The following is a 23889-nucleotide window of genomic DNA, read 5'->3' on the forward strand; positions in this document are numbered from 1 at the left end:
GCGGCCCTTAGCATAAAAGCCATAAGAAATGCGTGCTCTTTCGGAATAAGTGATGAGCCAACTGCGGCGCCACTGGTGTGCAAGCAGGCACTTTTCCTGAGCGCGGTACCGTGCTGATGAGGTAATCCCGATGGCTGGAAAAACGTTATACGACAAACTCTGGGACGCTCACTTGGTGCGCCAGAATGATGATGGTAGTGCATTGATTTACATCGATCGCCATCTGTTGCATGAAGTGACTTCTCCGCAGGCTTTTGAGGGGCTGCGCATTGCTGACCGCCAGCCATGGCGTCTGGCAAATAACCTGGCTACTCCTGACCACAACGTTCCGACGACCGTCAAGGAGCGAGCTCTTGGAATAGAAGGTATTGCTGACCCTGTGTCAAAGACCCAAGTGCAAACGCTGGATGCTAACTGTGAAGAGTTTGGCATTCTCGAATTCAAGATGGGTGACGAACGTCAGGGGATTGTGCACGTGGTTGGCCCTGAACAAGGGGCAACACTGCCGGGTATGACGGTTGTCTGTGGTGATTCACACACCTCAACCCATGGTGCTTTTGGTGCGCTGGCCCACGGTATTGGCACCTCAGAAGTTGAGCATGTTTTGGCAACCCAGTGTCTGGTCGCCAAAAAGATGAAGAGTATGCTGATCCGCATCGATGGCACTCTATCAGCAGGTGTGACCGCCAAAGATCTGGTTCTTTATGTGATCGGGCAAATCGGAACGGCTGGCGGTACAGGGTATGCCGTTGAGTTTGCGGGCGAAGCCATTCGTGGACTTTCCATGGAGGGCCGCATGACGATTTGTAACATGGCCATTGAAGCTGGTGCTCGTGCAGGTATGGTTGCCGTGGATGAAACCACCATCAACTATGTGAAAGGGCGTCCTTTTGCGCCCACAGCTGAACAGTGGGATGCTGCTGTTGCTGAGTGGCGGACGCTGCACTCTGATGCTGATGCGGAGTTTGATCGGGTTGTGGTATTGAATGCTGCTGACATCGAGCCACAGGTGACTTGGGGTACCTCTCCTGAAATGGTGGTAGATGTTAACGGCAAAGCGCCTAACCCTGCGCAGGAGCAGGACGGTATCAAGCGTATGGCGATAGAGCGAGCGCTACGCTACATGGGTTTGGAAGCGGATCAGCGAATTCAGGACATTACGCTCGATAGAGTATTCATCGGTTCCTGCACGAACTCCCGTATTGAGGATCTGCGAGAAGCCGCTGCTGTGGTTAAAGGTAAAAAAGTAGCAGCGTCATTGAAACAGGCGATGGTAGTACCTGGTTCTGGCTTGGTAAAGGCTCAGGCCGAAGCAGAAGGTCTGGACAAGATTTTTGTTGAGGCCGGGCTGGAATGGCGTGAACCAGGCTGCTCAATGTGTCTTGCCATGAATGCCGACAAGTTGGGTGCCGGCGAGCATTGTGCCTCTACATCGAACCGTAACTTTGAAGGTCGACAGGGATTTGGTGGGCGGACACACCTTGTCAGCCCTGCCATGGCTGCTGCCGCCGCGATTGCGGGGCATTTTGTTGATGTTCGCGAGTGGATGAATTGAGGGGAAAAGAATGAAAGCATTTACCATTCACTCCGGTATCGTTGCTCCGCTGGATCGCGCCAACGTTGACACCGATATGATTATTCCCAAGCAGTTCCTTAAATCTATCAAGCGTACTGGCTTTGGTAAGAACTTGTTTGATGAGCTGCGCTATCTGGATGAAGGTCAGCCTGATCAGGATTGCAGTACTCGTCCGCTGAATAAGGAATTTGTGCTGAACCAGCCTCGTTATGCAGGTGCTTCCGTTCTGCTGGCGCGTGAGAACTTCGGTTGTGGTTCCAGTCGTGAGCACGCTCCCTGGGCGCTGGATGATTATGGTTTTCGTGCGGTGCTAGCCCCTTCCTTTGCGGATATTTTCTTCAATAACTGCTTCAAAAATGGGTTATTACCTATCGTCCTGGCTGCAGACGATATTGATGAGCTGTTCCGGGCAGTTGAGAGCACACCAGGTTACCAGCTGACCGTTGACCTTGAGAAAAAAGTAGTACGCAAGCCTGATGGTGTTGAGTTAGCGTTTGATGTCGACCAGTTCCGCCGGCATTGTTTGCTGAACGGGCTTGATGAGATCGGTCTGTCGTTACAGCACGCTGAGGCAATCACGTCATACGAAGAAAAAAGGAAGCAGCAAGCGCCCTGGTTGTTTGTATAGCGCCCCCAAATACCTGTGAAGTTTTTTAGAGACAGATCACTGTCCAGGCGCTTCCTGACCTCCAGTCTGGTCAGGAAGCGTTGACGTTTATAGCCAGGCTAACTCTTGGCTGATCAATGTGTTCAAGGTGGAATGGTAACAATGACCAAGAAAGTGTTGGTATTGCCTGGTGATGGCATTGGGCCCGAAATTATTGCTGAAGCTGTCAAGGTGCTTAATGTAGTCAATCAGCGTTTTGATCTCGGTATTGAGCTTTCGGAGGGGTTGCTTGGCGGGGCTGCGGTTGATGCGACCGGTTTGCCTTTGCCTGAGAGTACACTGGAGGCGGCCAAACAGGCGGACGCAATTTTACTGGGTGCGGTGGGCGGACCTAAATGGGACAAAGTCGAAACTGCCAAGCGTCCTGAGCGTGGCCTGTTGGGTATTCGTTCTGGCCTGAAACTCTTCGCAAACCTGCGGCCGGCGATTCTTTATCCTCAGCTTGCTCATGCATCTACTTTGAAACCTGAAGTGGTGTCTGGGCTGGATATTCTGATCGTTCGGGAGCTGACTGGTGGTATTTACTTCGGTCAGCCACGCGGCATACGCACCCTGGAAAACGGTGAGAAGGAAGGCTTCAATACCTATGTGTACTCTGAGTCGGAAATTCGCCGTATCGCCCATGTCGCTTTCAGTCTTGCGCGCCAGCGTAGCAGCCGTGTGTGCTCCATCGATAAGTCGAATGTTCTCGAAGTGACGGTGCTTTGGCGTGACGTCATGGAAGAAGTGGCTAAGGAGTATCCGGATGTTGAGTTGAGCCACATGTATGTCGATAACGCCGCGATGCAGCTCGTACGTGCACCCAAGCAATTTGACGTGCTGGTAACGGGCAACATGTTTGGAGACATCCTGTCTGATGAGGCTGCAATGCTGACAGGGTCTATCGGTATGCTGCCATCAGCATCGCTGGATATTAATAACAAGGGGATGTATGAGCCATGCCATGGTTCTGCTCCTGATATTGCAGGGCAGGGTATCGCGAACCCCTTGGCAACCATTCTTTCTGCTGCCATGATGTTGCGCTACACCTTTAATGAAGGCTCTGCTGCTGATGCTATTGAAAAGGCTGTCAGTGATGTACTGGACCAGAATCTTCGTACTGCCGATATCTGGTCTGAAGGTATGCAGAAGGTCGGTACACAAGCAATGGGTGATGCTGTTGTAGCTGCTTTGCAGCAATGATTCATTGATTGTCTGGTGTTTTCGCCAAGCAGTAAAAGCTGCCGTTGTGCAGCTTTTACCATTAATGTGTGTGAGTTATTAATGTTGGGCGGTAGTTCGGTTTGCGGCAACAAAGCGCAAATCTGACATTACGGTGCCACGCTATAAAAATGAAAATGAAGGAGGCAGCTTTTGCCTCGCTATTCTGTGAGATAGAAGAACGATGTCCATGAAGCGTGTTGGTCTGGTTGGTTGGCGGGGCATGGTAGGCTCCGTCCTTATGCAGCGTATGCTGGAAGAGAAAGACTTCGATCTGATCGAGCCTGTATTCTTCACCACCTCCCAGGTAGGCAAGACGGGTCCATCTATTGGCAAGGATATTCCTACGCTGAAAGATGCCTTCAGTATTGAAGACCTGAAAGCCATGGACGTCATTATTACCTGCCAGGGTGGTGACTACACTAATGATGTGTTCCCTCGCTTGCGCACTGAGGGATGGAAAGGTTACTGGATCGATGCTGCCTCTTCGTTGCGAATGGCAGAGGACAGCGTGATCGTGCTTGATCCGGTTAACCGCAATGTCATTAAAGATGCTCTGCACAAAGGTGTGAAGAATTACATTGGCGGTAATTGTACGGTCAGTCTGATGTTGATGGCATTGGGTGGTCTGTTCGAGAAAGGGTATGTCGAATGGATGAGTGCCATGACTTACCAGGCTGCATCTGGCGCAGGTGCACAGAATATGCGTGAGCTGCTGAATCAGATGGGCGCGTTGAAAAGTGCAGTCGCCTCTGAACTGGAAACGCCCTCAAGTGCAATTCTCGATATTGATCGTAAAGTCGCACAAGCTATGCGATCTGACGCTTTCCCCACGGACAACTTTGGCGTTCCACTGGCTGGAAGCCTTATCCCCTGGATTGACAAGGAGCTTGAGAGCGGCCAGTCGAAGGAGGAGTGGAAAGGTCAGGTGGAAACAAACAAAATTCTGGGGCGGACAGGTAACCCGATTCCTGTCGATGGAATCTGTGTTCGTATTGGGGCCATGCGCTGTCACAGTCAGGCGCTGACCATCAAACTGAATCAGGATATTCCTTTGGCTGATATCGAAGGAATGTTGGCCAGCCATAATGACTGGGTGAAAGTTGTTCCCAATCACCGCGATATCTCCATGAAGGAACTGACTCCCACTGCGGTGACAGGGACCTTGAGTGTGCCTGTAGGGCGCCTGCGCAAGTTGAATATGGGTCCGCAATATTTGGGTGCTTTCACCGTGGGTGATCAGCTGTTGTGGGGTGCTGCAGAGCCTTTGCGCCGTATGCTGCGCATCCTACTGGAAGATTGATAGGCGGCTGTGAACGCATAAGCGCATCTGTGGTAATAACGCTAATGCTCGTGCACCATAGATGTGCAGATCTATTTGATGACCCGGTTAATCCGGGTCATTTTGTTTTAGCTGTTGTTGGGAGTTGAGATGGCAGCGTCAGTTGTCATTCAAGACGGCATTTCTTGTGTTGTGTCGAGCAAGTCGATAAAGTGCGCGGTCATTTTGCTGTAGAGCCGGTGCTTTCAGTCATTACGTTGCGTAGCTGTTCGCGCGGTCCAATGCAGTGTCACATTTTATGTATCAGAGGTTAGCTATGAGCAAGCTATTCAATATCGCTATCGTCGGAGCTACCGGTGCCGTTGGCGAAGCCTTGGTTGAAGTGCTGGAGCAGCGCGAGTTTCCAGTAGGTAAACTGTTCCTGCTGGCCAGTGATCGTTCACTGGGTAAGGTGATCTATTTCCGCGAGCGTTCAGTCAAAGTGCAGGAGTTGGAAAAGTTTGACTTCGCTCAGGCCGACATTGCATTTTTTACTGCGGGTAGCGACGTATCAAAAACTTATGCTCCCAAGGCAACCGCCGCTGGTGCGGTAGTCATTGATAACACCAGTGCTTTTCGGCTTGATGCTGACGTACCTCTGGTGGTGCCGGAGGTCAATCCCGAGGCTGTAGCTGAATTCAAGCACCGCAAGATCATCGCCAACCCCAACTGCTCCACTATCCAGATGCTGGTTGCCTTGAAGCCAATCTATGATGCTGTAGGTATCAGTCATATTGATGTGGCTACCTACCAGGCGGTTTCTGGTGCGGGCCGTGAAGCTGTAGAAGAGCTTGTAAAGCAGACGATTCATATGATGAGTGGTAAGGGGCGTGAAGATGCGCCCTGCTCAGTGCTGCCAACCACAATTGGCTTTAATGTGCTGCCACACATTGATGTGCTGCTTGATGATGGCTACAGCGGTGAGGAAATGAAGATGGTTAACGAGACGAAAAAGATTCTGGGTGATTCCACTGTCATCGTTAACCCTACCTGCGTGCGAGTGCCGGTTATATTCGGACATTCAGAAGCTGTTCATGTGCGTACAAAAGCTGCCATTTCCCTTGAACAGGCGCGTGAGCTATTGGCCAGTGCGCCGGGTGTCAGTCTGATGAATGACGGTTACCCCACACCTGCCAATGAGGCCGCAGGTAATGACCAGGTATGGGTGGGCAGATTACGTCAGCGTACAGGAGATGATTTGGGTTTGAACCTTTGGGTTGTGTCCGATAACGTACGCAAAGGGGCTGCAACCAACAGTGTGCAGATTGCGGAGCTGCTGATTTCCAGCTATCTGTAACACTCTCAGTCAAGAAACGCTTAGGAGCCTTGTCGGGGCGGTGTTAGACACCGGCCCGCACTATGCATATACTCCAAACGTTTGCCGCGGTAATGCCTGTCAACTCAACGACATAGCAGTCAGTGCTTATCAGCGATCTCCACTCGATTTAAGTTGTTCCGTATAGATTCAGCAGCTAGCTTGCTGAAACTTCAGTGCTACTGATGCCAGCTAAAAGGATAAGAGAGGGTTAGGACGTCGAATGCTGCGTAAACTCACAACCGGTATCCTGCTTGTTGGTGCCCTGCAGACAGGGTCGGTCTGGGCGTTGACACTGGGGGACGCTTCTCTGGGGTCATTCCTCAATGAGCCTCTGATTGCTGAGCTGCCCCTCAATGATGTGGCTGGCTTAGACCTCTCGCAGCTTAAAGTTCAGCTCGCAGATCAGCAGGTTCTCAAAGTCTCTGGCATTCAACCTTCTGCTATCCTGTCCAATTTGCGTTTTCGCTTAATGCAGCGTGGTAATCAGGCATTTATCCAGGTGACGTCCAGCCAACCGATGCGTGATGCTTACCTGAACTTCGTTGTTGAGGTGAGCTGGCCACAAGGGAAGCTCGCACGTGAGTACACCCTTTTTTTTGATCCCCCGGCGCCCAGTGTCAAATTAGTAGGCGATTTGCCGGAAGGGGCGCACGCCAACTCAGGATTTTCAACGCCAGATCAACCTTTTACTGGGGGGCGTCTAGGGGCAAGCGCTGATGAGGGAGCCGCCCGAGAAGTCAAGGCTGAGCCCAAAGGCCAGACATCTTCCATTCCTGGTAAGTCTGTGAAAGTGGGGCGCAATGACACGCTGTGGACGATTGCTACGCGTAATCGACCCAATGGTGTGAGCCCTCAACAGGTGGTGCTGGCTTTTCAACGTGTAAATCCTCAGGCGTTTATTGATGGCAACATCAATCGTGTTCGTAAGGGGGCCTCACTGCAGGTACCGACGCTGCAGGAAATTCGCAAACTCAATTTCGATGATGCGTTGAAGGAAGTAGCGCGTCAGAATCAGCTTTGGCGCAGTCGAACGCCAGCTAAGGCGGCACTGACCTCGAATAAGCCTGCGTCCACTAAACCCAAAGAAGTCCCTGCGGTGGCCAAAGAGGAAGGCCAACTGCGATTGATGAACTCAGGTGACGGCAAGGCCGCTGCAAACATGTCAGGGCAGGGGGACGCAAGTCAGCTCAAGGCGCAGTACGAGGATATCGAGAACAAGCTCAGTCTGGCGCAGGAGTCACTCGATAAAAGTGAGCGGGAAAAGGCCGATCTGTCCAGTCGTTTGGATGCGCTAACTGCTCAGGTCAACACCATCGAAAAACTGCTCAAGGCCAAGGATGATCAGCTTGCTTCCTTGCAGGCATCACTGAGTGATGCTGAACAGCAGCGTGACAAAGAAATGGCAGAGCGTGAACGGCTGGAAAAGTTGCTGGCGGAGAAGACTGGCGAGCCGCCTGCTTCTGCTACTGAGACGACTTCAACCGAGAATATGTTCAGCAGTATCCCGACAGCTTATCTGATTGGGGCGGGTGCGGGGTTGGTTGCGCTTCTGGTCAGCGTGTTAGCCTTGATGCGACGTAAGGCCAGGAAAGACGACGATGGTTTTGAGCGCATCCGTAAAGAGCTGGAAGAGCAGATGCGTAACAATGATGGCGCAATGACGGCAGCCGGTGTAGCCGCAGGTGCTGCTGTGGCAGCTGCCATGATGCCTGAGGTGGAAGAGCCAAAGCCAGTGCGTGAGGCGCCAGCTGCGCCTGCGGCCAGTTTTGCTGAGTTGGATCCGCTCGAGGGCTTTGATGATCTTCTGGATGATGATCTGGATCTGGATATCGACAGTGACGACCCCTTCAATCAGGTCGATGATGGCGATATGGCTGTTGAGCCAGAGCCCGCCCGGCCCAGCCCTATCGAAGATATCCATGAGGATGACTTTGTCGACATGACCTCCAGTATCGAGGAGGGCGGAGATGTCGATCTGGATGACGTTGATGAGGCAGATGAACAGGAGTCGTCGCGACAGATCGGAGAGTTTGATGAGCAGGATCTGGCGCAAAGTGTCGATCTGGAAGTAAGCGACACGCCCGACCAGGATGAAGAAGCGTTTGTTCAGACGCTGTTGAATGAACCGGATCTCGCAAGCCTGGATACTGATCTGGGTGACATTGAAAATAGCGATGATCTTGACTTGCCTGTCGATCGTGACGATAACCCTGCTCAGGATGATATCGATAGTTTGCTTGGTCAGACTGATCCTGATGACATGGATACTGATCTTGAAATACCCGACCTTGAAGATGTCGCTGATCTGAGTGAGTTGGAGGAGCCGGATAGCTCCGATGTACTGGTTGAAGAGGAGCCGGTTGAGGAATCTGAGGACGAATTGCTTAGCCTGGACGATGAACTCAATGCGTTGCTGGCTGAAGCTGATCAGGACGGATTCGTCGAAGAGGAAGCGTTGGGCGATGAAGATTTTACCTTCCTGTCCGGGGCTGATGAAGTGGCCACCAAGCTTGACCTGGCACGAGCCTATCTTGATATGGAAGACGCGGATGGTGCCCGCGATATTCTGAACGAGGTCATGATAGAGGGGTCTGAAAGTCAGAAGCAGGAAGCGGAAGAGCTCCTCGCATCGCTGGTTTAAAGGTGAGTATTGTATAGCTGTACGCCGCTCATCGGAGTGGGTTGCAGATAGTGACAAGACCGGCCAAGTCGCCGGTCTTGTGTTTTCCTGTACAGCCCTCGGCTGTTTTCAATGTGTGTTTTTTTATCTGATTCAGAACGCTTAATGACCAATTCACATTCGTCGCTGGAGATTTCTCCAAAGATTTTTCGTATTGCCTTGGGTGTCGAGTATAACGGCAGTGAGTATCATGGCTGGCAAGCGCAAAAGTCGGGTGTTGCCAGTGTGCAGGCAGAGCTGGAGCGCGCGCTCAGTAAGGTTGCCAATGAGGCCGTTGCAGTCGTGTGTGCTGGCCGAACAGATGCAGGAGTCCATGCCAGCGAGCAGGTGGTCCATTTTGATACGACGGCTGTTCGTGATCCACGGGCCTGGATCATGGGTACCAACACCCATCTGTCCCATCATGTCAGTGTGCGCTGGGCCACAGAAGTGGCTGATGATTTTCATGCACGCTTTTCTGCAGTAGAGCGTCAATATCGTTATGTAATTTATAACCACAGAGTACAGCCCGCCTTGCTCAATCGACATCTGACTTGGGATTATCGCCCGCTGGATGTGGCGCGAATGCAAGAAGCGGCGCGTCATCTTGTCGGTACACATGATTTTACTTCCTTTCGTGCTGTTCAGTGCCAGGCGAAAAGTCCTGTGCGGACCTTGAAGCAACTGGATGTTGTGCGGCAAGGCAATCTGATCGTATTGAATGTAAGGGCGAATGCTTTTCTTCATCATATGGTCCGCAATCTTGCAGGTGTACTGATAAAGATTGGTGCAGGTGAGGCTGAGCCTCTGTGGGCTAAGGAGGTACTGGATGCTCGGGATCGCCGATTGGGAGGGGTGACCGCACCGCCTTTTGGCCTTTATCTGGTGCGTGCGGTATACCCGGAGTCATTCATCCTGCCGCAAGAGGCTCCCGGCCCTAATTTTCTGGGCAGTTTCGGTGAGGGCTAGTGCATGCGGGGTAGGGTTGCCTTTCTATTGGGATCAGCAAGTAGTTCTGCTAACATCTGGCACCTTGATTAATCTCGGTTTTCTCGGATTCAACTCATTTATCTTGGACGGTACGAGCATTTCATGACCCGAACACGCGTCAAAATTTGTGGTATGCGAAGTGTCGAGGATGCTCTGGCGGCGGTTGAAGCTGGAGCGGATGCTTTAGGGTTTGTGTTTTACCCACCGAGCAAGCGAGCTATTGATGCTGCTCTCTGTCGTGTTATCTGCCAGGCGTTGCCACCTTTCGTAGAGCGTGTTGGCTTGTTCGTGGACGAAGCGCCGGAGCAAGTAAGAAAAGTGTTGAGTATCGCTCCACTTAGCTTGCTGCAATTTCACGGTGATGAGAATGCAGCCTATTGCGAGTCGTTTTCCTTGCCCTATATAAAGGCCGTCAGGATGAAGCCGGGGACGGACCTGATAGCGTTGGCTCAAACCTATTCCTCAGCACAGGCTTTACTGGTAGATGCCTATATGCCGGGTATGCCAGGAGGAACAGGCCTTACTTTTGACTGGCAAGTATTGCCAGATAACGTGGGCAAACCTGTGATTCTAGCGGGTGGCCTGACACCGGATAATATTGATATCGCGGTACGCGGGGTAAGACCTTATGCCGTCGATGTCAGTGGTGGCGTCGAGTCTGCTCCAGGCAAGAAGGATGCCGCTCTCATTTCTCAATTTGTACAAGGGGTGTTACGTGGTGACGCAAGTTGATCTGAAAGCGTTGGTCAGTCTGCCTGACGAACGAGGACACTTTGGCCCCTATGGTGGCCGCTTTGTGTCTGAGACCCTGATGGCGGCACTGGAAGAACTTACCGAGACGTATCAGCGTTTGTGGCAAGACCCCGAGTTCATCGCCGAATTTGATCGTGATCTGAAGCATTATGTGGGCCGTCCATCGCCTCTCTATCATGCTGAGCGTTTGTCCCGAGAGTTGGGTGGTGCGCAGATTTATCTGAAACGGGAAGACCTTAATCACACCGGTGCGCACAAGGTTAACAACACAATTGGCCAGGCTTTACTGGCCAAAAAAATAGGTAAACCACGCATCATCGCTGAAACGGGAGCTGGTCAGCATGGAGTGGCATCCGCAACTGTCGCCGCGCGCCTCGGGCTGGAGTGTGTGGTGTACATGGGTGAGGAAGATATTCGCCGTCAAGCACTCAACGTTTATCGTATGAAGCTGCTGGGTGCCACGGTGGTCCCTGTCACGTCTGGCACGCGCACGCTGAAAGACGCTCTCAATGAGGCCATGCGAGATTGGGTTACCAATGTTGATAGCACTTTCTACATCATTGGTACCGCAGCAGGCCCTCATCCCTATCCGCAAATGGTTCGTGATTTTCAGTCCGTCATCGGCCGCGAAGCCCGTCAGCAGTGCCTGGAGCAAATCGGTCGTCTGCCAGATGCCCTGGTCGCGTGCGTGGGTGGTGGATCGAATGCCATCGGGCTGTTCTATCCCTTTATCGAGGATGCCAGCGTAAGAATGATTGGTGTCGAGGCGGGCGGACTGGGTCTGGCAACAGGTCAGCACGCCGCTCCGTTGACCGCAGGACGCCCAGGTGTGCTGCATGGCAACCGCACTTATCTGATGGCTGATGATGCTGGCCAGATTCTGGGTACACATTCGGTTTCGGCTGGTCTTGATTATCCTGGCGTTGGACCTGAACATGCGTGGCTGAAAGATACCGGTAGAGCTGAATATGTAGCTGCGACCGATGAAGAAGCAATGAATGCATTCCGTATGCTGACTCGCATTGAAGGTATTATGCCGGCCCTTGAGTCAAGCCACGCAGTTGCCCATGCAATCAAAATTGCCCCGACCATGTCTCAGGATCAGATTCTTGTCGTTAACCTGTCGGGTCGTGGCGACAAAGATATTCATACCGTTGCCGGCATTGATGGCATCGAGATCTAAGGAGTAGTAATGAGCCGTATCTCAGGATGTTTCGCTCGCCTCGCAGCGGCGAATCGTAAGGCGCTGATTCCTTACATCACTGCTGGTGATGGTGGCCTGGATCTCACAGTCCCCCTGATGCATGCTCTGGTTGGCACGGGCGCTGACATTATCGAACTGGGCGTGCCGTTTTCAGACCCCATGGCAGATGGTCCGGTCATTCAGTTAGCCTGCGAGCGGGCACTGGCACACGGCACTCGCTTGGCAGATGTGCTGGAGATGGTCAAAGCATTTCGTGCTCAGGATGAGGTTACGCCTGTTGTCTTGATGGGATACCTGAATCCTGTAGAAATGATGGGATATAAAGCGTTCGCCGAGCAGGCCGCCACCGCCGGTGTGGATGGCGTGTTGCTGGTCGATATGCCCCCAGAAGAGGCCGATGATGTGCCTGCATTGATGCAGGCTCATGGTCTGGATCTGGTTTTCCTGCTGGCGCCTACCAGCAAGGTTGAGCGAATTGAGGCAATCGGCAAGGCGGGTTCTGGTTACGTATACTACGTATCACTTAAAGGCGTGACAGGATCTGCCCAGCTGAATACTGCCGAAGTGGCTGAGCGAGTTGGCTTCATTCGCCAGCACGTCAGTCAGCCGGTGGGGGTTGGTTTTGGTATTCGCGATGCAGCATCGGCCAAGGCAGTCGCAGCGGTAGCCGATGGTGTCATCGTGGGAAGTGTACTGGTCAACAAGATGGCCGAGTTGCAGCAGGACAGGGCCGCGTTATTGCAGGAAGTGCCCGCCATATTGCGCAGCATGCGCGAAGCGATGGATGCCTGACTGAGTTAAGAAATGATGCTGGCCGGCGAGCTGTGGACACTGCCAGTGTTTGAAGAGCAATCGCAGTTCGCAAGGTTGGTGCGGAGAATCTATGAGTAACTGGCTAGAAAAAATCGTTCCTTCCCTCGTTCGGGTGCAGCGTAAAACCTCAACCTCATCTGTACCTGAAGGGTTGTGGAAGAAGTGCCCGAAGTGTGAGGCGGTGCTGTATCGCCCCGAGCTGGAAAAGAATCTGGATGTATGTCCGAAGTGCGATCATCACATGCGTATCAGTGCTCGCCGTCGTCTGGATGTTTTTCTGGATGCGGAAAATCGGGCAGAAATCGGTGCGAATGTTGAGCCCAGTGATCGTCTGAAGTTCAAGGACTCCAAGCGCTATAAGGATCGCCTGGTGGCTGCCCAGAAGGAGACTGGCGAGAAGGATGCACTGATTGCAATGAGTGGCACCCTGGATGGTATGCCGGTTGTTGCTGTGGCTTTTGAGTTCAACTTCATGGGCGGCTCCATGGGGTCGGTGGTAGGTGAACGTTTTGTGCGTGCGGCCCAGCATGCTTTGAAAGAGCGTATTCCCCTGATCTGCTTCGCGGCTTCTGGTGGTGCGCGCATGCAGGAAGCACTGTTCTCTCTGATGCAGATGGCGAAGACCAGTGCCGCACTGGAAAAACTCAAGCAAAACGGTGTGCCCTATATTTCTGTCATGACCGACCCGGTTTTTGGTGGCGTGTCTGCAAGCTTGGCGATGCTGGGTGATCTGAACGTGGCCGAGCCCAATGCTTTGATTGGTTTCGCCGGCCCCCGTGTTATTGAGCAGACGGTGCGTGAGAAACTGCCAGAAGGGTTCCAACGCAGTGAGTTCCTGCTGAGTCATGGTGCTCTGGACATGATTCTGCACCGCAAACAGATGCGCGAGCGTCTGGGTTCGATTCTGCGTAAATTGAGCCATCTTCCTGAAATCAAGGAAGTTCAGGAAGAAGCAGAGGAATAACAGTGGCCGGGGTGAAAGCCTCCGGAGTGCTGTGGTGCTGAGTCTGGCACCCTAATGTCGCCGACTTTCCGTTGATCCGATCAGGGTTGATGGAGTCGGCGTTATTTTTGTTAACGTACAGAAACGCTTGCCGGGAAGATGATTGGCTTTGGCAGGGTTTATCCCAGTGGATTCAATAATGACACAGCGCACACTTAATGACTGGTTGGCCTGGATGGAGCAACAGCACCCATCAGCGATAGATCTGGGTCTGGATCGGGTACAGAAGGTGTGGCAAGCATTGGGAGCGCCGCAGCCTGCTAAAAAGGTGGTTGTGGTTGGCGGCACCAATGGCAAGGGCTCAACCTTAACCTATATCAGCCAGCTGGCTATGACTGCAGGCTGGAAAACAGGCACGTATACCTCACCTCATTTTCTGCGTTACAACGAGCGTGTCGCGATTGAAGGCAAGAGTGTAACTGATGAGCAGCTGTGCGCGGTGTTTGAGCGCATTGAGGCCTGTCAAACAGCGCTGTCGCAGCAGGGCGAGGTGATCTCGCTCACCTATTTTGAGTTCGGAACCCTTGCTGCGCTACTGCTGCTGGCAGGCGCGAATCTGGATCTGGCGGTGCTGGAAGTCGGGCTTGGTGGCCGCCTCGATGCAGTTAATATCGTCAGTGGTGATGTTGCCATAGTGACTTCAGTGGATCTGGATCACACGGACTGGCTGGGCAGTGATCGTGAGGCTATCGGCTTTGAGAAGGCAGGTATATTCCGGCCAGATCGCCTGGCGCTGTGTGCTGAGCCTGATGTGCCGCAGTCTCTGGCCGAGCATGCACAGACAATTGCAGCTCGTCTGATGAAAATCGGTGAATCCTTTGGTATCGATGAGGGCAATGGTGATTATCGTTGTTACGGACAGCTACCGGATGGTCGGCCCTGGTATGTGGATCACATCCCGGCTCCTCAGCTACCGGTCAGAAACATGGCTCCGGCCTTGCAAGCGGTTAAATGGCTTGGCATTGAGCTGACTGATGAACAGTGTCGCCATGCTCTGAGTCATGCGACCCTGACAGGGCGCTTTCAGCATATGGAGTGGCAGAATCGTCATTGGTTGCTGGATGTCGCCCACAACCCGGAAGCGGCAAGACATCTGGCAAAGTGGCTCGCTCGGAATGCAAAGGGCCGTAAGGTCCATGCGTTGTGCGGAATGCTGGCTGACAAAGATATCGAGGGTGTTTTAGGCGCTTTGGCCAGCTCAATTGGCCATTGGCAACTGCTGACATTGCAGGGTGCACGCGGTCAAACCGCAGAAGGGATGGCCAGACGTGTAGCTCACCTGACCTCTGAGGCGTCGATTGCTCAGGCAGATACAGTGGAAGAGGCTCTCAGTGCACTGATTAATGTCAGTAGTGCCGATGACCTGATTGTTGTGTTTGGTTCTTTCTATACCGTGTCGATGGCACTGGAGAAAATGCTCGCAGGCTAATGTATTTGTGCTGTCAATGGGCAGGTAGTCGGGTGAGGAGGTGCTTCACCCGGCCTTTTTAGATATTAGTTGGATTCGTTAACGGAATATTGTGTGGTTCCCTGCGGAAGGGGAGGAGTTACCTATGCCAATTGAGCTTCGGCACCGAATTATTGGTGGTGCTGCATTATTGATCGTGGTTGCGTTTTGGGCAGTTAGTTTTTGGGATGGTGCAGGTTTGCCTTCTTTACCACCGGTACCAGAGGCTATGCCGGTTCGTCCGGCGGTGCCTGCGATTGATACCTATCAGCCTCAGCAGCCGGTATCTGAACTGGATGAAACGGTTCCTCCGGTGGCGAATAGCAGCATTGAGCCCAGTGTTGAGAGTGCAGATGCTACCAAGCTTGTCGTTCCCCCACCTCCATCGGTGGCTCAGCCTGCTCAGCCTGCTCAGCCGGTCGTAGCTGAAACAGTTGCTCCTAAACCTGCGGTAGCGCCGCCACCAGCTGAGCCTAAAGCGATTAAGGAGACTGCACCGCAGGTGCAGATGGATACTCAGGGGGTGCCCGCTGCCTGGGCTTTGCAGTTAGCGAGCTTCAAGGATCAGACCAATGCGGATCGCTTGCAGAAAAAGCTGATGGACTCCGGATTCAAGGCCTATCAGAGCTTTGATGGCACATTGCACCGGGTATTCGTCGGCCCCGAGTTGGATCGTGGCAAGCTGGAAAGCATTCGTGCGCAGATCAAGCAACAGGTGAAGCTGGATGCGATGATCGTACGTTATCAGGTGCCGAAATAACGGCAAAAATCAACCAAGTGGTTCGATTTTTCAAAGCCAGTGATCTGTATAGGCGCTTCTGCTAGAATGCGCACGCCATCGGGATAGGAGTAGTAAATGAACTGGGCGGATTGGGTGATTCTTGGGGTCATCGGAGTCTCCGGACTGATCAGCCTGACGCGCGGCTTCATGCGCGAAGCCTTATCTCTGCTGACCTGGATCGTGGCATTTGTAATTGCCCGCCTGTTCACAGACCAGCTTAGTGTGCTCCTGACCCCATATATAGCAACACCCTCCATCAGGGTGGCATCAGCGTTCATCGCCCTGTTTATCATTACGCTGATTGTCGGCGCGATGATTGGCTTCCTGGTCGGAGAGCTGGTGAAAGCGACGGGTTTAAGTGGAACTGATCGCGTGCTGGGCATGGCCTTCGGGATTGCCCGGGGGTGTGTGCTGATTGTGGTAGCGGTGGCCTTGTTATCTTACACGCCCGTAGTCAATGACTACTGGTGGCAGTCGTCACGACTGGTGCCTGAATTCAAGATGATGGAGTCCTGGTCTCTTGGCCTTCTTAAAGATGTGTCGGGAGCCATACTGTCAGTAGGAAGCTGATAGTTTCACTGACAGATGCCTGCCCGAAAGCGGTGCTGGCTAAGCATGTTCAACTGAGGTGTATTTCATGTGCGGTATTGTCGGCATCGTTGCCAATTCCCATGTTAACCAGGAAATATTTGACGCACTTACGGTGCTACAACATCGTGGCCAGGATGCGGCCGGGATGGTCACCAGTCAGAATGGGCGCTTCTTCCTGCGCAAGGACAATGGGCAAGTGCGAGATGTTTTCCGCACCCGTCACATGAAGCAGCTGGTAGGTAACATCGGTATCGGGCATGTGCGTTATCCCACCGCTGGCAGTTCAAGCTCCGCTGAAGCCCAACCCTTCTATGTCAACTCTCCCTACGGTATTGCTCTTGCTCATAATGGCAACCTGACTAACACCGAAGAGCTGGCAGCAGATCTGTTCCGTGAGGATCTGCGTCATTTAAATACCTCTTCGGATTCCGAAGTGCTCCTCAATATTCTGGCTCACGAGCTGCAGATTCTGCACAAGCTCAAGCTGACGCCGGAAGATTTGTTCAGTGCCATGGGCCAGGTCTACAAGCGTGTTCGTGGAGCTTATGCTGTTGTGGCCATGATTACCGGCTATGGCATTCTGGCATTTCGCGATCCCTTCGGTATTCGTCCTCTGTGTATTGGTGTGCGCGAGACCGCTGGTAAGCCTGAGTACATGGTGGCATCCGAAAGTTGTGCACTGATTGGCGGTGGCTACAAGTTGCTGCGTGACGTTAAACCCGGTGAAGCGATTTTCCTCAGTGAAGATGCACAGCTGTTCAGCCAAGTCTGTGCAGAACACACCGAATACCGCCCATGTATCTTTGAACACGTCTATCTAGCGCGTCCTGACTCCATTATCGATGGTATTTCTGTTTACAAAGCTCGTCTGCGTATGGGCGAGTTTCTGGCAGACAAGGTTCTGCGTGAACGTCCCGAACATGATATTGATGTTGTCATTCCTATTCCCGATACCAGCCGTACAGCGGCCATGCAAATGGCGCTTAAGCTGGGCGTGAAGATGCGTGAAGGCTTTGTCAAAAACCGGTATATCGGTCGTACCTTTATCATGCCCGGGCAGAAAATTCGTGAGAAGTCCGTCCGGCAGAAGCTGAGCCCGATTGAGCTCGAATTCCGCGATCGTGTTGTCATGCTGGTGGATGACTCTATCGTGCGTGGAACCACTTCACGACAGATTATTGAGATGGCACGCGAGTGTGGCGCTAAGAAGGTCTACATCGCCTCGGCCGCTCCTGCCATTCGCTATCCAAACGTTTACGGTATTGATATGCCAGCAGTTAAAGAGCTGGTCGGTCACGGCCGTACCGACGAAGAAGTGGCTGAGTACATTGGTGCTGACTGGCTGGTATATCAGGATCTTGGTGATCTGATTGAATCAACGGCCGGTGCCGATACGCCCGCGATCCAGTTTGACTGCTCTGTATTTGATGGTGACTACGTTACTGGTGACGTTGATGAGCAGTATTTTGCCAAACTGGAAGCGGCTCGTAACGATGGCGCCAAATTTGACGAAGAGCTTGGTGACAATGAAACCGCAGACATGCTCAAACGCCTGAGCTAAATGTGCGGGACAGATATTGACTAAATGACAACGCCACCTTCGGGTGGCGTTGTCATTTGTGAGCATCGCTCGTTTAGCGAGTTATTTGTGTTAACTGGCCACACGCGGAGTCACTGCCGTGCTGGATTAATACTGGCAGGAATTGGTATCGTATCCGTCATTTGACCGTCAGGCTGTGTGTCGTCACGGCTGGTCTATTTATGTGGAGATTTACCGCAAATGTCTGAGCAGTCTTTTTCTTCTAATGATCCTCTGGCCCGTTTGCAAAATGACCTCGAAGGGGCAGCGCAAGATACTCTGGCAGTGCGCGCTGGACATGTGCGGACCATGGAAGCTGAGCATGCCGAAGCGATTTTCCCAACATCAAGCTTCGTATTCAGCAGTGCGGCAGAAGCTGCACGCCGATTCCCAAATGCCGATGGCAATATCTACTCTCGTTTCACCAATCCCACTGTCCGTACTTTTGAGCAGCGTATTGCAGCGATGGAAGGTGGTGAGCGTGCCGTCGCGACCGCTTCCGGGATGGCGGCCATTTCCAGCCTGACACTGGGGATGCTGGAGCAGGGTGATCATATCGTCTGCTCTCGTAGCGTGTTTGGATCGACCATTGCTCTGTTCGACAAATATCTGGGTAAGTTTGGTATCACGACCACTTATGTGGATGTGAACAAGCCGCAAGAGTGGGAAGCCGCAGTGCAACCCAACACCAAGTTGTTCTTTCTTGAAACCCCTTCCAATCCCTTGGCCGAAGTGGCTGATCTTCGTGCACTGGCTGCCATCGCACGTCCACATGGCATCAAAGTCGCAGTCGATAACTGTATTCTGACACCAACATTGCAACAGCCTCTGAAGTTGGGTGCAGATATTGTGGTGCACTCTGCCACCAAATATATCGATGGACAGGGGCGTTGCCTGGGTGGGGTGGTGATTGGTAACCATCAGGACATGGAGAAAGTATTCGGCTACTTGCGTACCGCTGGCCCGAGTATGAGCCCATTCAATGCCTGGGTATTCCTCAAGGGGCTGGAGACACTGCGTATTCGTATGCAGGCACACAGTGCCAGTGCACAGGAGTTGGCTGAGTGGCTGGAACAGCATCCCAAGGTATCCAGGGTGTATTACTCTGGTCTTAAGAGCCATCCACAGCATGAGTTGGCGCGTAGTCAGCAGAAAGGTTTTGGTGGTTTGCTTGCTTTTGAGGTGAAGGGTGGGCAGGACGAGGCGTGGAAGGTTATTGATTGCACGCGCATGATCTCCATTACGGGTAACCTGGGGGACACCCGAACCACGATTACTCACCCGTCAACAACGACACACGGCAAGATGACTGCCGAAGCGAAAGCTGAAGCAGGCATCAAGGAAAGCCTGATTCGTGTCTCCGTTGGTCTGGAAGATATTGACGATATCAAAGCTGATCTGGCACGTGGTCTTGACCATCTATGACCGTCCGCCTGCGCTACCTTGGCGTCGCCGTATGCCTGCTGCTGGCAGGCTGTGACAAGTCGGATAACTCCGACTTCGCCAAGGTACTGCAGTTTGAAGGCGCGATTTCCCCGTCAGGAAATCGCGACCCGATTCCGGAGCATTTTCTACAGGTTCCTGAGACACAGCTCGCGGTGCCGGGTGCGGTGCGCATGGATATCTCCATTACGCTAGAGGCCGCTTCTGTGGATGCCAAGAAGCGTCTGCAGTCTCACATGCCACTGGTACAACACTATCTCAATCTCGCTCTGGCTCAGGTGAATATGCAGTCAGTAAAGGATGAACGCAGCCGTGAGCTGGTGCTGATGCAGGTGCGGGACTTCGTCAATCAGGGCTTGCAGGAAGAAGATCCCAAGATGCAGATTCAGCGTGTGCTGGTCGATCATCTGTGGGTTGATCGTAAGGCACAATGATCTCTGATATTGATCAACGGCTTGTCAGATTCGCCACCCCATAATGCATGGTGTTGCCTTTGCAGCCGTAATGTCATTATCTGCTGCTAAGACGGATGGGTAGTTATCAGGTGTAGTGGACCGATGTGCTCCGGAGTATGGGGAGCAGATGCCGCTTACTTATGGTCAGGAGAGATGAATTGAGTACCAAATACCTCAAACGATTCTTCAAACCAAAATCCATCGTGGTCTTTGGTGCCACGGAGGAGCCTGATAATCTCGGCGGCGTGGTCGTTCGGAATCTGCAGGAAAGCGGATTTGAAGGGCATCTCTATGTGGTGTACCGCGAGGCAACGGAAACCGTATTCGGTGTTCCTTGTTATCGGGGTTTTGCCGACTTACCTGAACTGCCAGATCTGGCGGTCATTTGCTCTATTCCTGAGCGTGTTCCGGAACTGATTCGTAAGCTTGGTGCCAGCGAGGTACGTGCTGCCATTATTCTGAGTGGTGGCTATCTTGCTCAGGGCGAGGAAAGCCGACCCCTGCGTGAGGCGGTTAAAGAAGCTGCGAAGCCCTATGGTATTCGCATCATGGGGCCAGACTGTCTGGGAATACTGGTTCCTGGCCACAATATGAATGCCAGTTACAGCCATCTCAATGTACTGAAAGGGAAAGTGGGCTACGTCGGCCAGTCCGGTATTGTCGGTACCGCCATGATCGACTGGGCGACAGGTCAGGGGATTGGCTTCTCCCATTTTCTTACCATTGGCGACTCGGTCGATGTCGATCTGCCCAGCATCATCGATTACCTCGCGGCGGATCCATATACCCAGTCCATCGTGTTGCAGCTCAATCGTATTACCAATGCCCGACACTTTGTCTCGGCGGTACGCTCGGCAGCACGAAATAAACTGGTGCTCATTCTGAAAAGTGCCTTTCTGCATCAGGCTGGGGCATTACAGAGTGCAGTGGACAGTGGTGTCGTCAGTGAAGATCAGGTCTACGATGCCGTGTTGCGCCGGGCAGGGGTCGTGCGGGTGACAACCTCTGATGAAGTTTTTAATGCGCTGGAGACGCTAAGCCGCAGCAAGCCGTTGAAAGGTGACCGGCTGGCGTTGATTTGCAACGGCATGGGGCCGAATGCACTGGCGGTCGACGCCTTGATACGTAAAGGTGGCAAGCTGGCGCAGTTGTCAGAGCAGACCGTTGCTGATCTGGCTGAGGTGCTACCGCCTTTTTGGAGTCGCGCTAATCCTGTTGATCTCAATGCGACGGCAACGCCTGAGCAGTTTGCCAGGGCGCTGTCGATTGTCAGTCGTGATCCGAATGTGGATGCGGTGCTGATGATTCATGCACCGACTCGTCTGGCGCCCTGCGTACAGACGGCTGAAGCGATTATCAGGGTGCAGAAGTCTGCATCCACCCAGGTACTAACCAGCTGGATGGGAAGAGCCAGTGCCATACCGGCACGTAACTTGTTAAGTGCCGCAGGTATTCCGACCTATATCACTCCTGAAAAAGCGGTAGAAGGCTTTATGCACATGGTTGAATACCGCCGCAATCAGGAAGTGACGCGACAAACGCCACCCAACTATGTACTGCAGGAGCAGTCCATTCATCGCATGCGTGCCAAAGCGCTGGTGGATGGTATTCATAGCAGTGGCCGGGACTACCTTACCCATGCCGAGTCCATGGAGCTGGTCAACTACTACGGTATTCCCTCTGCTCATTCTTCTTACGCGACCTCAGTTGAAGAAGTGCTAAAAGTCGGGCGGTTTTACGAGGAGGGGGTCGCAGTCAAGGCTCTGCACAAGGACAATCGCTATCCCTTTGCCTATGACCAGCTATTGACCAAACGTTGGCAGGACATGGCACTGGATATGTATTCAGAGGACGAGATCCGACGCCGCGTCACTCGCCTCGATTATCGTATGCGTGAGCGCTATCAGGACAACGAGCTGGATGGCTTTGTCGTTCAGCAGATGAAACGTGGCTTTCAATCCATGCAGATGCATGTGGGCATAACCCAGCATCCGGTTTTTGGTCCGCTGATCGTTTTTGGTGTGGGTGGTTACACCGTTGATGTTCTGGGTGATCGTCAGTTAGGGGTGCCACCTCTGAGCATGTCGCTGGCTCGCTTGCTGATCGAGCAAAGCAGAGTGCACCGGATTATTCAGGAAAACAGCTACAGGATTGATCAGGACATCAATACCCTGTGCCAGATGCTGGTCAAGCTATCGCAGCTGGTGGTGGACTTGCCGGTGGTCAAAGCACTTGAGATCAATCCACTGTTGTTAAACAAACAAGGATTACTCGCTGTCGACGTCAGTGTCTCGCTGGGAGAGCCGGTACCCTTATGCATTCCCGCCTATCCGGAGCATTTGCGTGAGTGGGCTACATTGCTGAAAAGCAACAGAGAGGTGGAGCTGCGGCCCATTCGGGGCGAAGACGAGCCAGCACATCTGCAGTTCTATAAAAGTCTCAGCCCGGAAACCGTGCGTTTGCGCTATTTCTACAGTCGCTCAGTACCCAATCATTCTGAACTGGCAAACTGGTCACAGATTGACTACGACCGAGAGATGGCTTTTATCGCGACCGCACTGAAGCAAGACCAGAGCTACGAGTACGAGACATTGGGCGTGGTGCGTGCCATCACCGACCCGGATAACGTTACAGCGGAGTTTTCGATTGTGATCCGGGATGACATGCAGGGAGAGGGGTTAGGGCGGCTGCTGATGAACAAGATCACCGAGTATTGCCGCAGCCGGGGCACGTTGCAGTTGGTGGGGTCAACATTGCCGACGAATCTGGGCATGCAGAAGCTGGCCAAGTCACTTGGCTTTCAGAATTCCTACAACGCTGAAGAAGAGGTGGTGGATATGCGCTTACCTCTTAACCCGCCTCAAGAGGACTGGCAGTTCCATCGCTTATCGTTGGGGTGATGTCGTCAGGTTCATATGCCTATGTGCAAGAGAAGTGCGGTTTCAGCCTGCTTACATCTCAGGGCAATAGGTGTCGTGAAGTGTGCGGATAATCTGACTGGCGACATCACCGGACAAGGAATAGTAAATGGTCTGGGATTCTCGCCGGGTTTTAACCAGCCCATCCCGGCGCAGCACAGCAAGATGCTGTGACAGTGCTGACTGACTGAGATCAAGGCAGGTATTGAGTTCTGTGACCGAAAGCTCCTTGCCATCCAGATAGCACAAAATAAGAAGACGGCTTTCATTGGCTAGTGCTTTGAGGACTTTAGCCGCGCCAGAGGCATTCCTTTTCATCATTTCCAGCGTTTCTGGTGTCATGCCATAGGTGGCGTTTGGCTGAGTGGCACTATTCAAACAATGTTCTCCTCAAACAGCAGAGTCTGGAGACAAAGGATTTTCAGAAGATACTGTCAGCACTCTGTGCTCGGTTACATCTTGCAACATCGTACTGTATCGAAGGGAGCTGTGCAATTTAGCCGGGAAGGGTGTGCTGATGCGTATCAAGACTGGCGGCTAAAAGCGATGAGCTGTTCCGGGAAAGGCTCGCTCCGGCATCCGGAGCGAGCTCAGCATCAGTATGCAATCAGAGAGAATACTGACACGCCGGAGTCTTGCAGTCTCTGGGAACCTTGCAAACCTGGCAGGTCGATGATGGAAGCAACTTCACTGACGCTGCCGCCTAGGCGTTGGACGAGCGAGCAGGCGGCAATCAGGGTGCCACCTGTGGCGATCAGATCATCAAAAATCAGTACTTTGTCGCCGGGGCCACAGGCATCAGTCTGTACTTCCAGGGTTGCACTGCCGTACTCAAGGTCATAGGACTGGCTGATGGTGTCGCCGGGCAGTTTGCCTTTTTTGCGTACCAGAATGAGCGGCTTATTGAGCTGGTGAGCAAGAATGGCACTCACCAGAAAGCCACGTGCGTCAATGCTGGCAATGTGGGTGATATCGGAAGTGACGTAGCGCTCAATAAAGCCGTCAGTCACTGTGCGTAATGCTTTAGGATCTTTAAAAATGGGCGTGATATCACGGAAAGTGACGCCAGGCTCAGGCCAGTCAGGCAGGGCACGAATCACTGACTTTACGTAGGAAGCATCAAAAGCCATGGTTGGTTGATCCTTAGAGAGTAAAAATCCTGCACAGGGCA

General features: G+C 52.8%; 20 protein-coding genes. 18 read left to right on the top strand and 2 right to left on the bottom strand.

Annotation, left to right across the window (positions count from 1 at the left end):
• Positions 1 to 130: 130 nt before the first annotated feature.
• The 18 genes from leuC to WH50_RS15285 all read left to right on the top strand — a co-directional run bounded on the left by leuC (position 131) and on the right by WH50_RS15285 (position 22700).
• A complete protein-coding gene (gene leuC, locus WH50_RS15200) occupies positions 131 to 1555 on the top strand; it encodes a 3-isopropylmalate dehydratase large subunit (RefSeq protein ID WP_110188069.1) in 1425 nt (474 codons plus the stop codon).
• A gap of 10 nt (positions 1556 to 1565) precedes the next feature.
• Positions 1566 to 2204, top strand: coding sequence for a 3-isopropylmalate dehydratase small subunit (leuD, locus tag WH50_RS15205; protein ID WP_110188070.1), 639 nt, complete (start codon positions 1566 to 1568; stop codon positions 2202 to 2204).
• 141 nt (positions 2205 to 2345) lie between these two features.
• Positions 2346 to 3425 carry a 3-isopropylmalate dehydrogenase gene (leuB, locus tag WH50_RS15210; protein ID WP_110188071.1) on the top strand — a complete coding sequence of 360 codons (1080 nt, stop codon included), beginning with the start codon at positions 2346 to 2348 and terminating at the stop codon, positions 3423 to 3425.
• Positions 3426 to 3633: 208 nt separating this feature from the next.
• Complete coding sequence (asd, locus tag WH50_RS15215; protein ID WP_110188072.1) at positions 3634 to 4746, top strand: aspartate-semialdehyde dehydrogenase; 1113 nt, start codon at positions 3634 to 3636, stop codon at positions 4744 to 4746.
• Positions 4747 to 5041: 295 nt separating this feature from the next.
• Positions 5042 to 6061, top strand: a complete 1020-nt coding sequence (locus tag WH50_RS15220; RefSeq protein WP_110188073.1) for an aspartate-semialdehyde dehydrogenase — start codon at positions 5042 to 5044, stop codon at positions 6059 to 6061.
• A gap of 241 nt (positions 6062 to 6302) precedes the next feature.
• Positions 6303 to 8723, top strand: a complete 2421-nt coding sequence (locus WH50_RS15225; protein WP_110188074.1) for a FimV/HubP family polar landmark protein — start codon at positions 6303 to 6305, stop codon at positions 8721 to 8723.
• A gap of 144 nt (positions 8724 to 8867) precedes the next feature.
• Entirely contained in the window at positions 8868 to 9710 is an 843-nt protein-coding gene (gene truA, locus WH50_RS15230) for a tRNA pseudouridine(38-40) synthase TruA (protein ID WP_110188075.1), read from the top strand.
• Between the two features lie 123 nt (positions 9711 to 9833).
• Entirely contained in the window at positions 9834 to 10463 is a 630-nt protein-coding gene (locus WH50_RS15235) for a phosphoribosylanthranilate isomerase (protein WP_110188076.1), read from the top strand.
• Positions 10447 to 11667: a tryptophan synthase subunit beta gene (gene trpB, locus WH50_RS15240; protein ID WP_243410125.1), complete on the top strand. Its 1221-nt coding sequence runs from the start codon at positions 10447 to 10449 to the stop codon at positions 11665 to 11667. Before WH50_RS15235 ends, trpB begins: the two co-directional genes overlap by 17 nt.
• A gap of 9 nt (positions 11668 to 11676) precedes the next feature.
• A complete protein-coding gene (gene trpA, locus WH50_RS15245) occupies positions 11677 to 12480 on the top strand; it encodes a tryptophan synthase subunit alpha (protein WP_110188078.1) in 804 nt (267 codons plus the stop codon).
• Positions 12481 to 12571: 91 nt separating this feature from the next.
• Positions 12572 to 13465, top strand: a complete 894-nt coding sequence (gene accD, locus WH50_RS15250) for an acetyl-CoA carboxylase, carboxyltransferase subunit beta (protein ID WP_104154218.1) — start codon at positions 12572 to 12574, stop codon at positions 13463 to 13465.
• Between the two features lie 178 nt (positions 13466 to 13643).
• On the top strand, positions 13644 to 14933 hold the full coding sequence (folC, locus tag WH50_RS15255) for a bifunctional tetrahydrofolate synthase/dihydrofolate synthase (RefSeq protein ID WP_110188079.1): 1290 nt from the start codon (positions 13644 to 13646) through the stop codon (positions 14931 to 14933).
• A 124-nt stretch (positions 14934 to 15057) separates the two neighbouring features.
• A complete protein-coding gene (locus tag WH50_RS15260) occupies positions 15058 to 15711 on the top strand; it encodes an SPOR domain-containing protein (RefSeq protein ID WP_110188080.1) in 654 nt (217 codons plus the stop codon).
• 96 nt (positions 15712 to 15807) lie between these two features.
• Complete coding sequence (locus WH50_RS15265; RefSeq protein ID WP_104154214.1) at positions 15808 to 16302, top strand: CvpA family protein; 495 nt, start codon at positions 15808 to 15810, stop codon at positions 16300 to 16302.
• Positions 16303 to 16369: 67 nt separating this feature from the next.
• Positions 16370 to 17884 (top strand): amidophosphoribosyltransferase, encoded by a 1515-nt coding sequence (gene purF, locus WH50_RS15270; RefSeq protein ID WP_110188081.1) that lies wholly within the window; start codon positions 16370 to 16372, stop codon positions 17882 to 17884.
• A 219-nt stretch (positions 17885 to 18103) separates the two neighbouring features.
• Complete coding sequence (locus WH50_RS15275; RefSeq protein ID WP_110188082.1) at positions 18104 to 19327, top strand: O-succinylhomoserine sulfhydrylase; 1224 nt, start codon at positions 18104 to 18106, stop codon at positions 19325 to 19327.
• The gene (locus WH50_RS15280; protein ID WP_104154210.1) at positions 19324 to 19779 is read left to right on the top strand and encodes a flagellar basal body-associated FliL family protein; all 456 of its coding nucleotides are present in this window, start codon (positions 19324 to 19326) and stop codon (positions 19777 to 19779) included. The genes WH50_RS15275 and WH50_RS15280 overlap by 4 nt, the downstream gene beginning before the upstream one ends.
• Before the next feature lie 179 nt (positions 19780 to 19958).
• Positions 19959 to 22700: a bifunctional acetate--CoA ligase family protein/GNAT family N-acetyltransferase gene (locus WH50_RS15285; RefSeq protein ID WP_110188083.1), complete on the top strand. Its 2742-nt coding sequence runs from the start codon at positions 19959 to 19961 to the stop codon at positions 22698 to 22700.
• A gap of 51 nt (positions 22701 to 22751) precedes the next feature.
• Here the strand turns inward: WH50_RS15285 and WH50_RS15290 are convergent, their stop codons facing one another.
• The gene (locus WH50_RS15290; RefSeq protein WP_110188090.1) at positions 22752 to 23060 is read right to left on the bottom strand and encodes an ArsR/SmtB family transcription factor; all 309 of its coding nucleotides are present in this window, start codon (positions 23058 to 23060) and stop codon (positions 22752 to 22754) included.
• Positions 23061 to 23314: 254 nt separating this feature from the next.
• Positions 23315 to 23848 carry an adenine phosphoribosyltransferase gene (locus WH50_RS15295; RefSeq protein WP_104154205.1) on the bottom strand — a complete coding sequence of 178 codons (534 nt, stop codon included), beginning with the start codon at positions 23846 to 23848 and terminating at the stop codon, positions 23315 to 23317.
• Positions 23849 to 23889 lie beyond the last annotated feature (41 nt).

It is taken from the genome of Pokkaliibacter plantistimulans (assembly GCF_003194385.1).
In the GTDB taxonomy this organism is placed as follows: Bacteria; Pseudomonadota; Gammaproteobacteria; order Pseudomonadales; family Balneatricaceae; genus Pokkaliibacter; species Pokkaliibacter plantistimulans.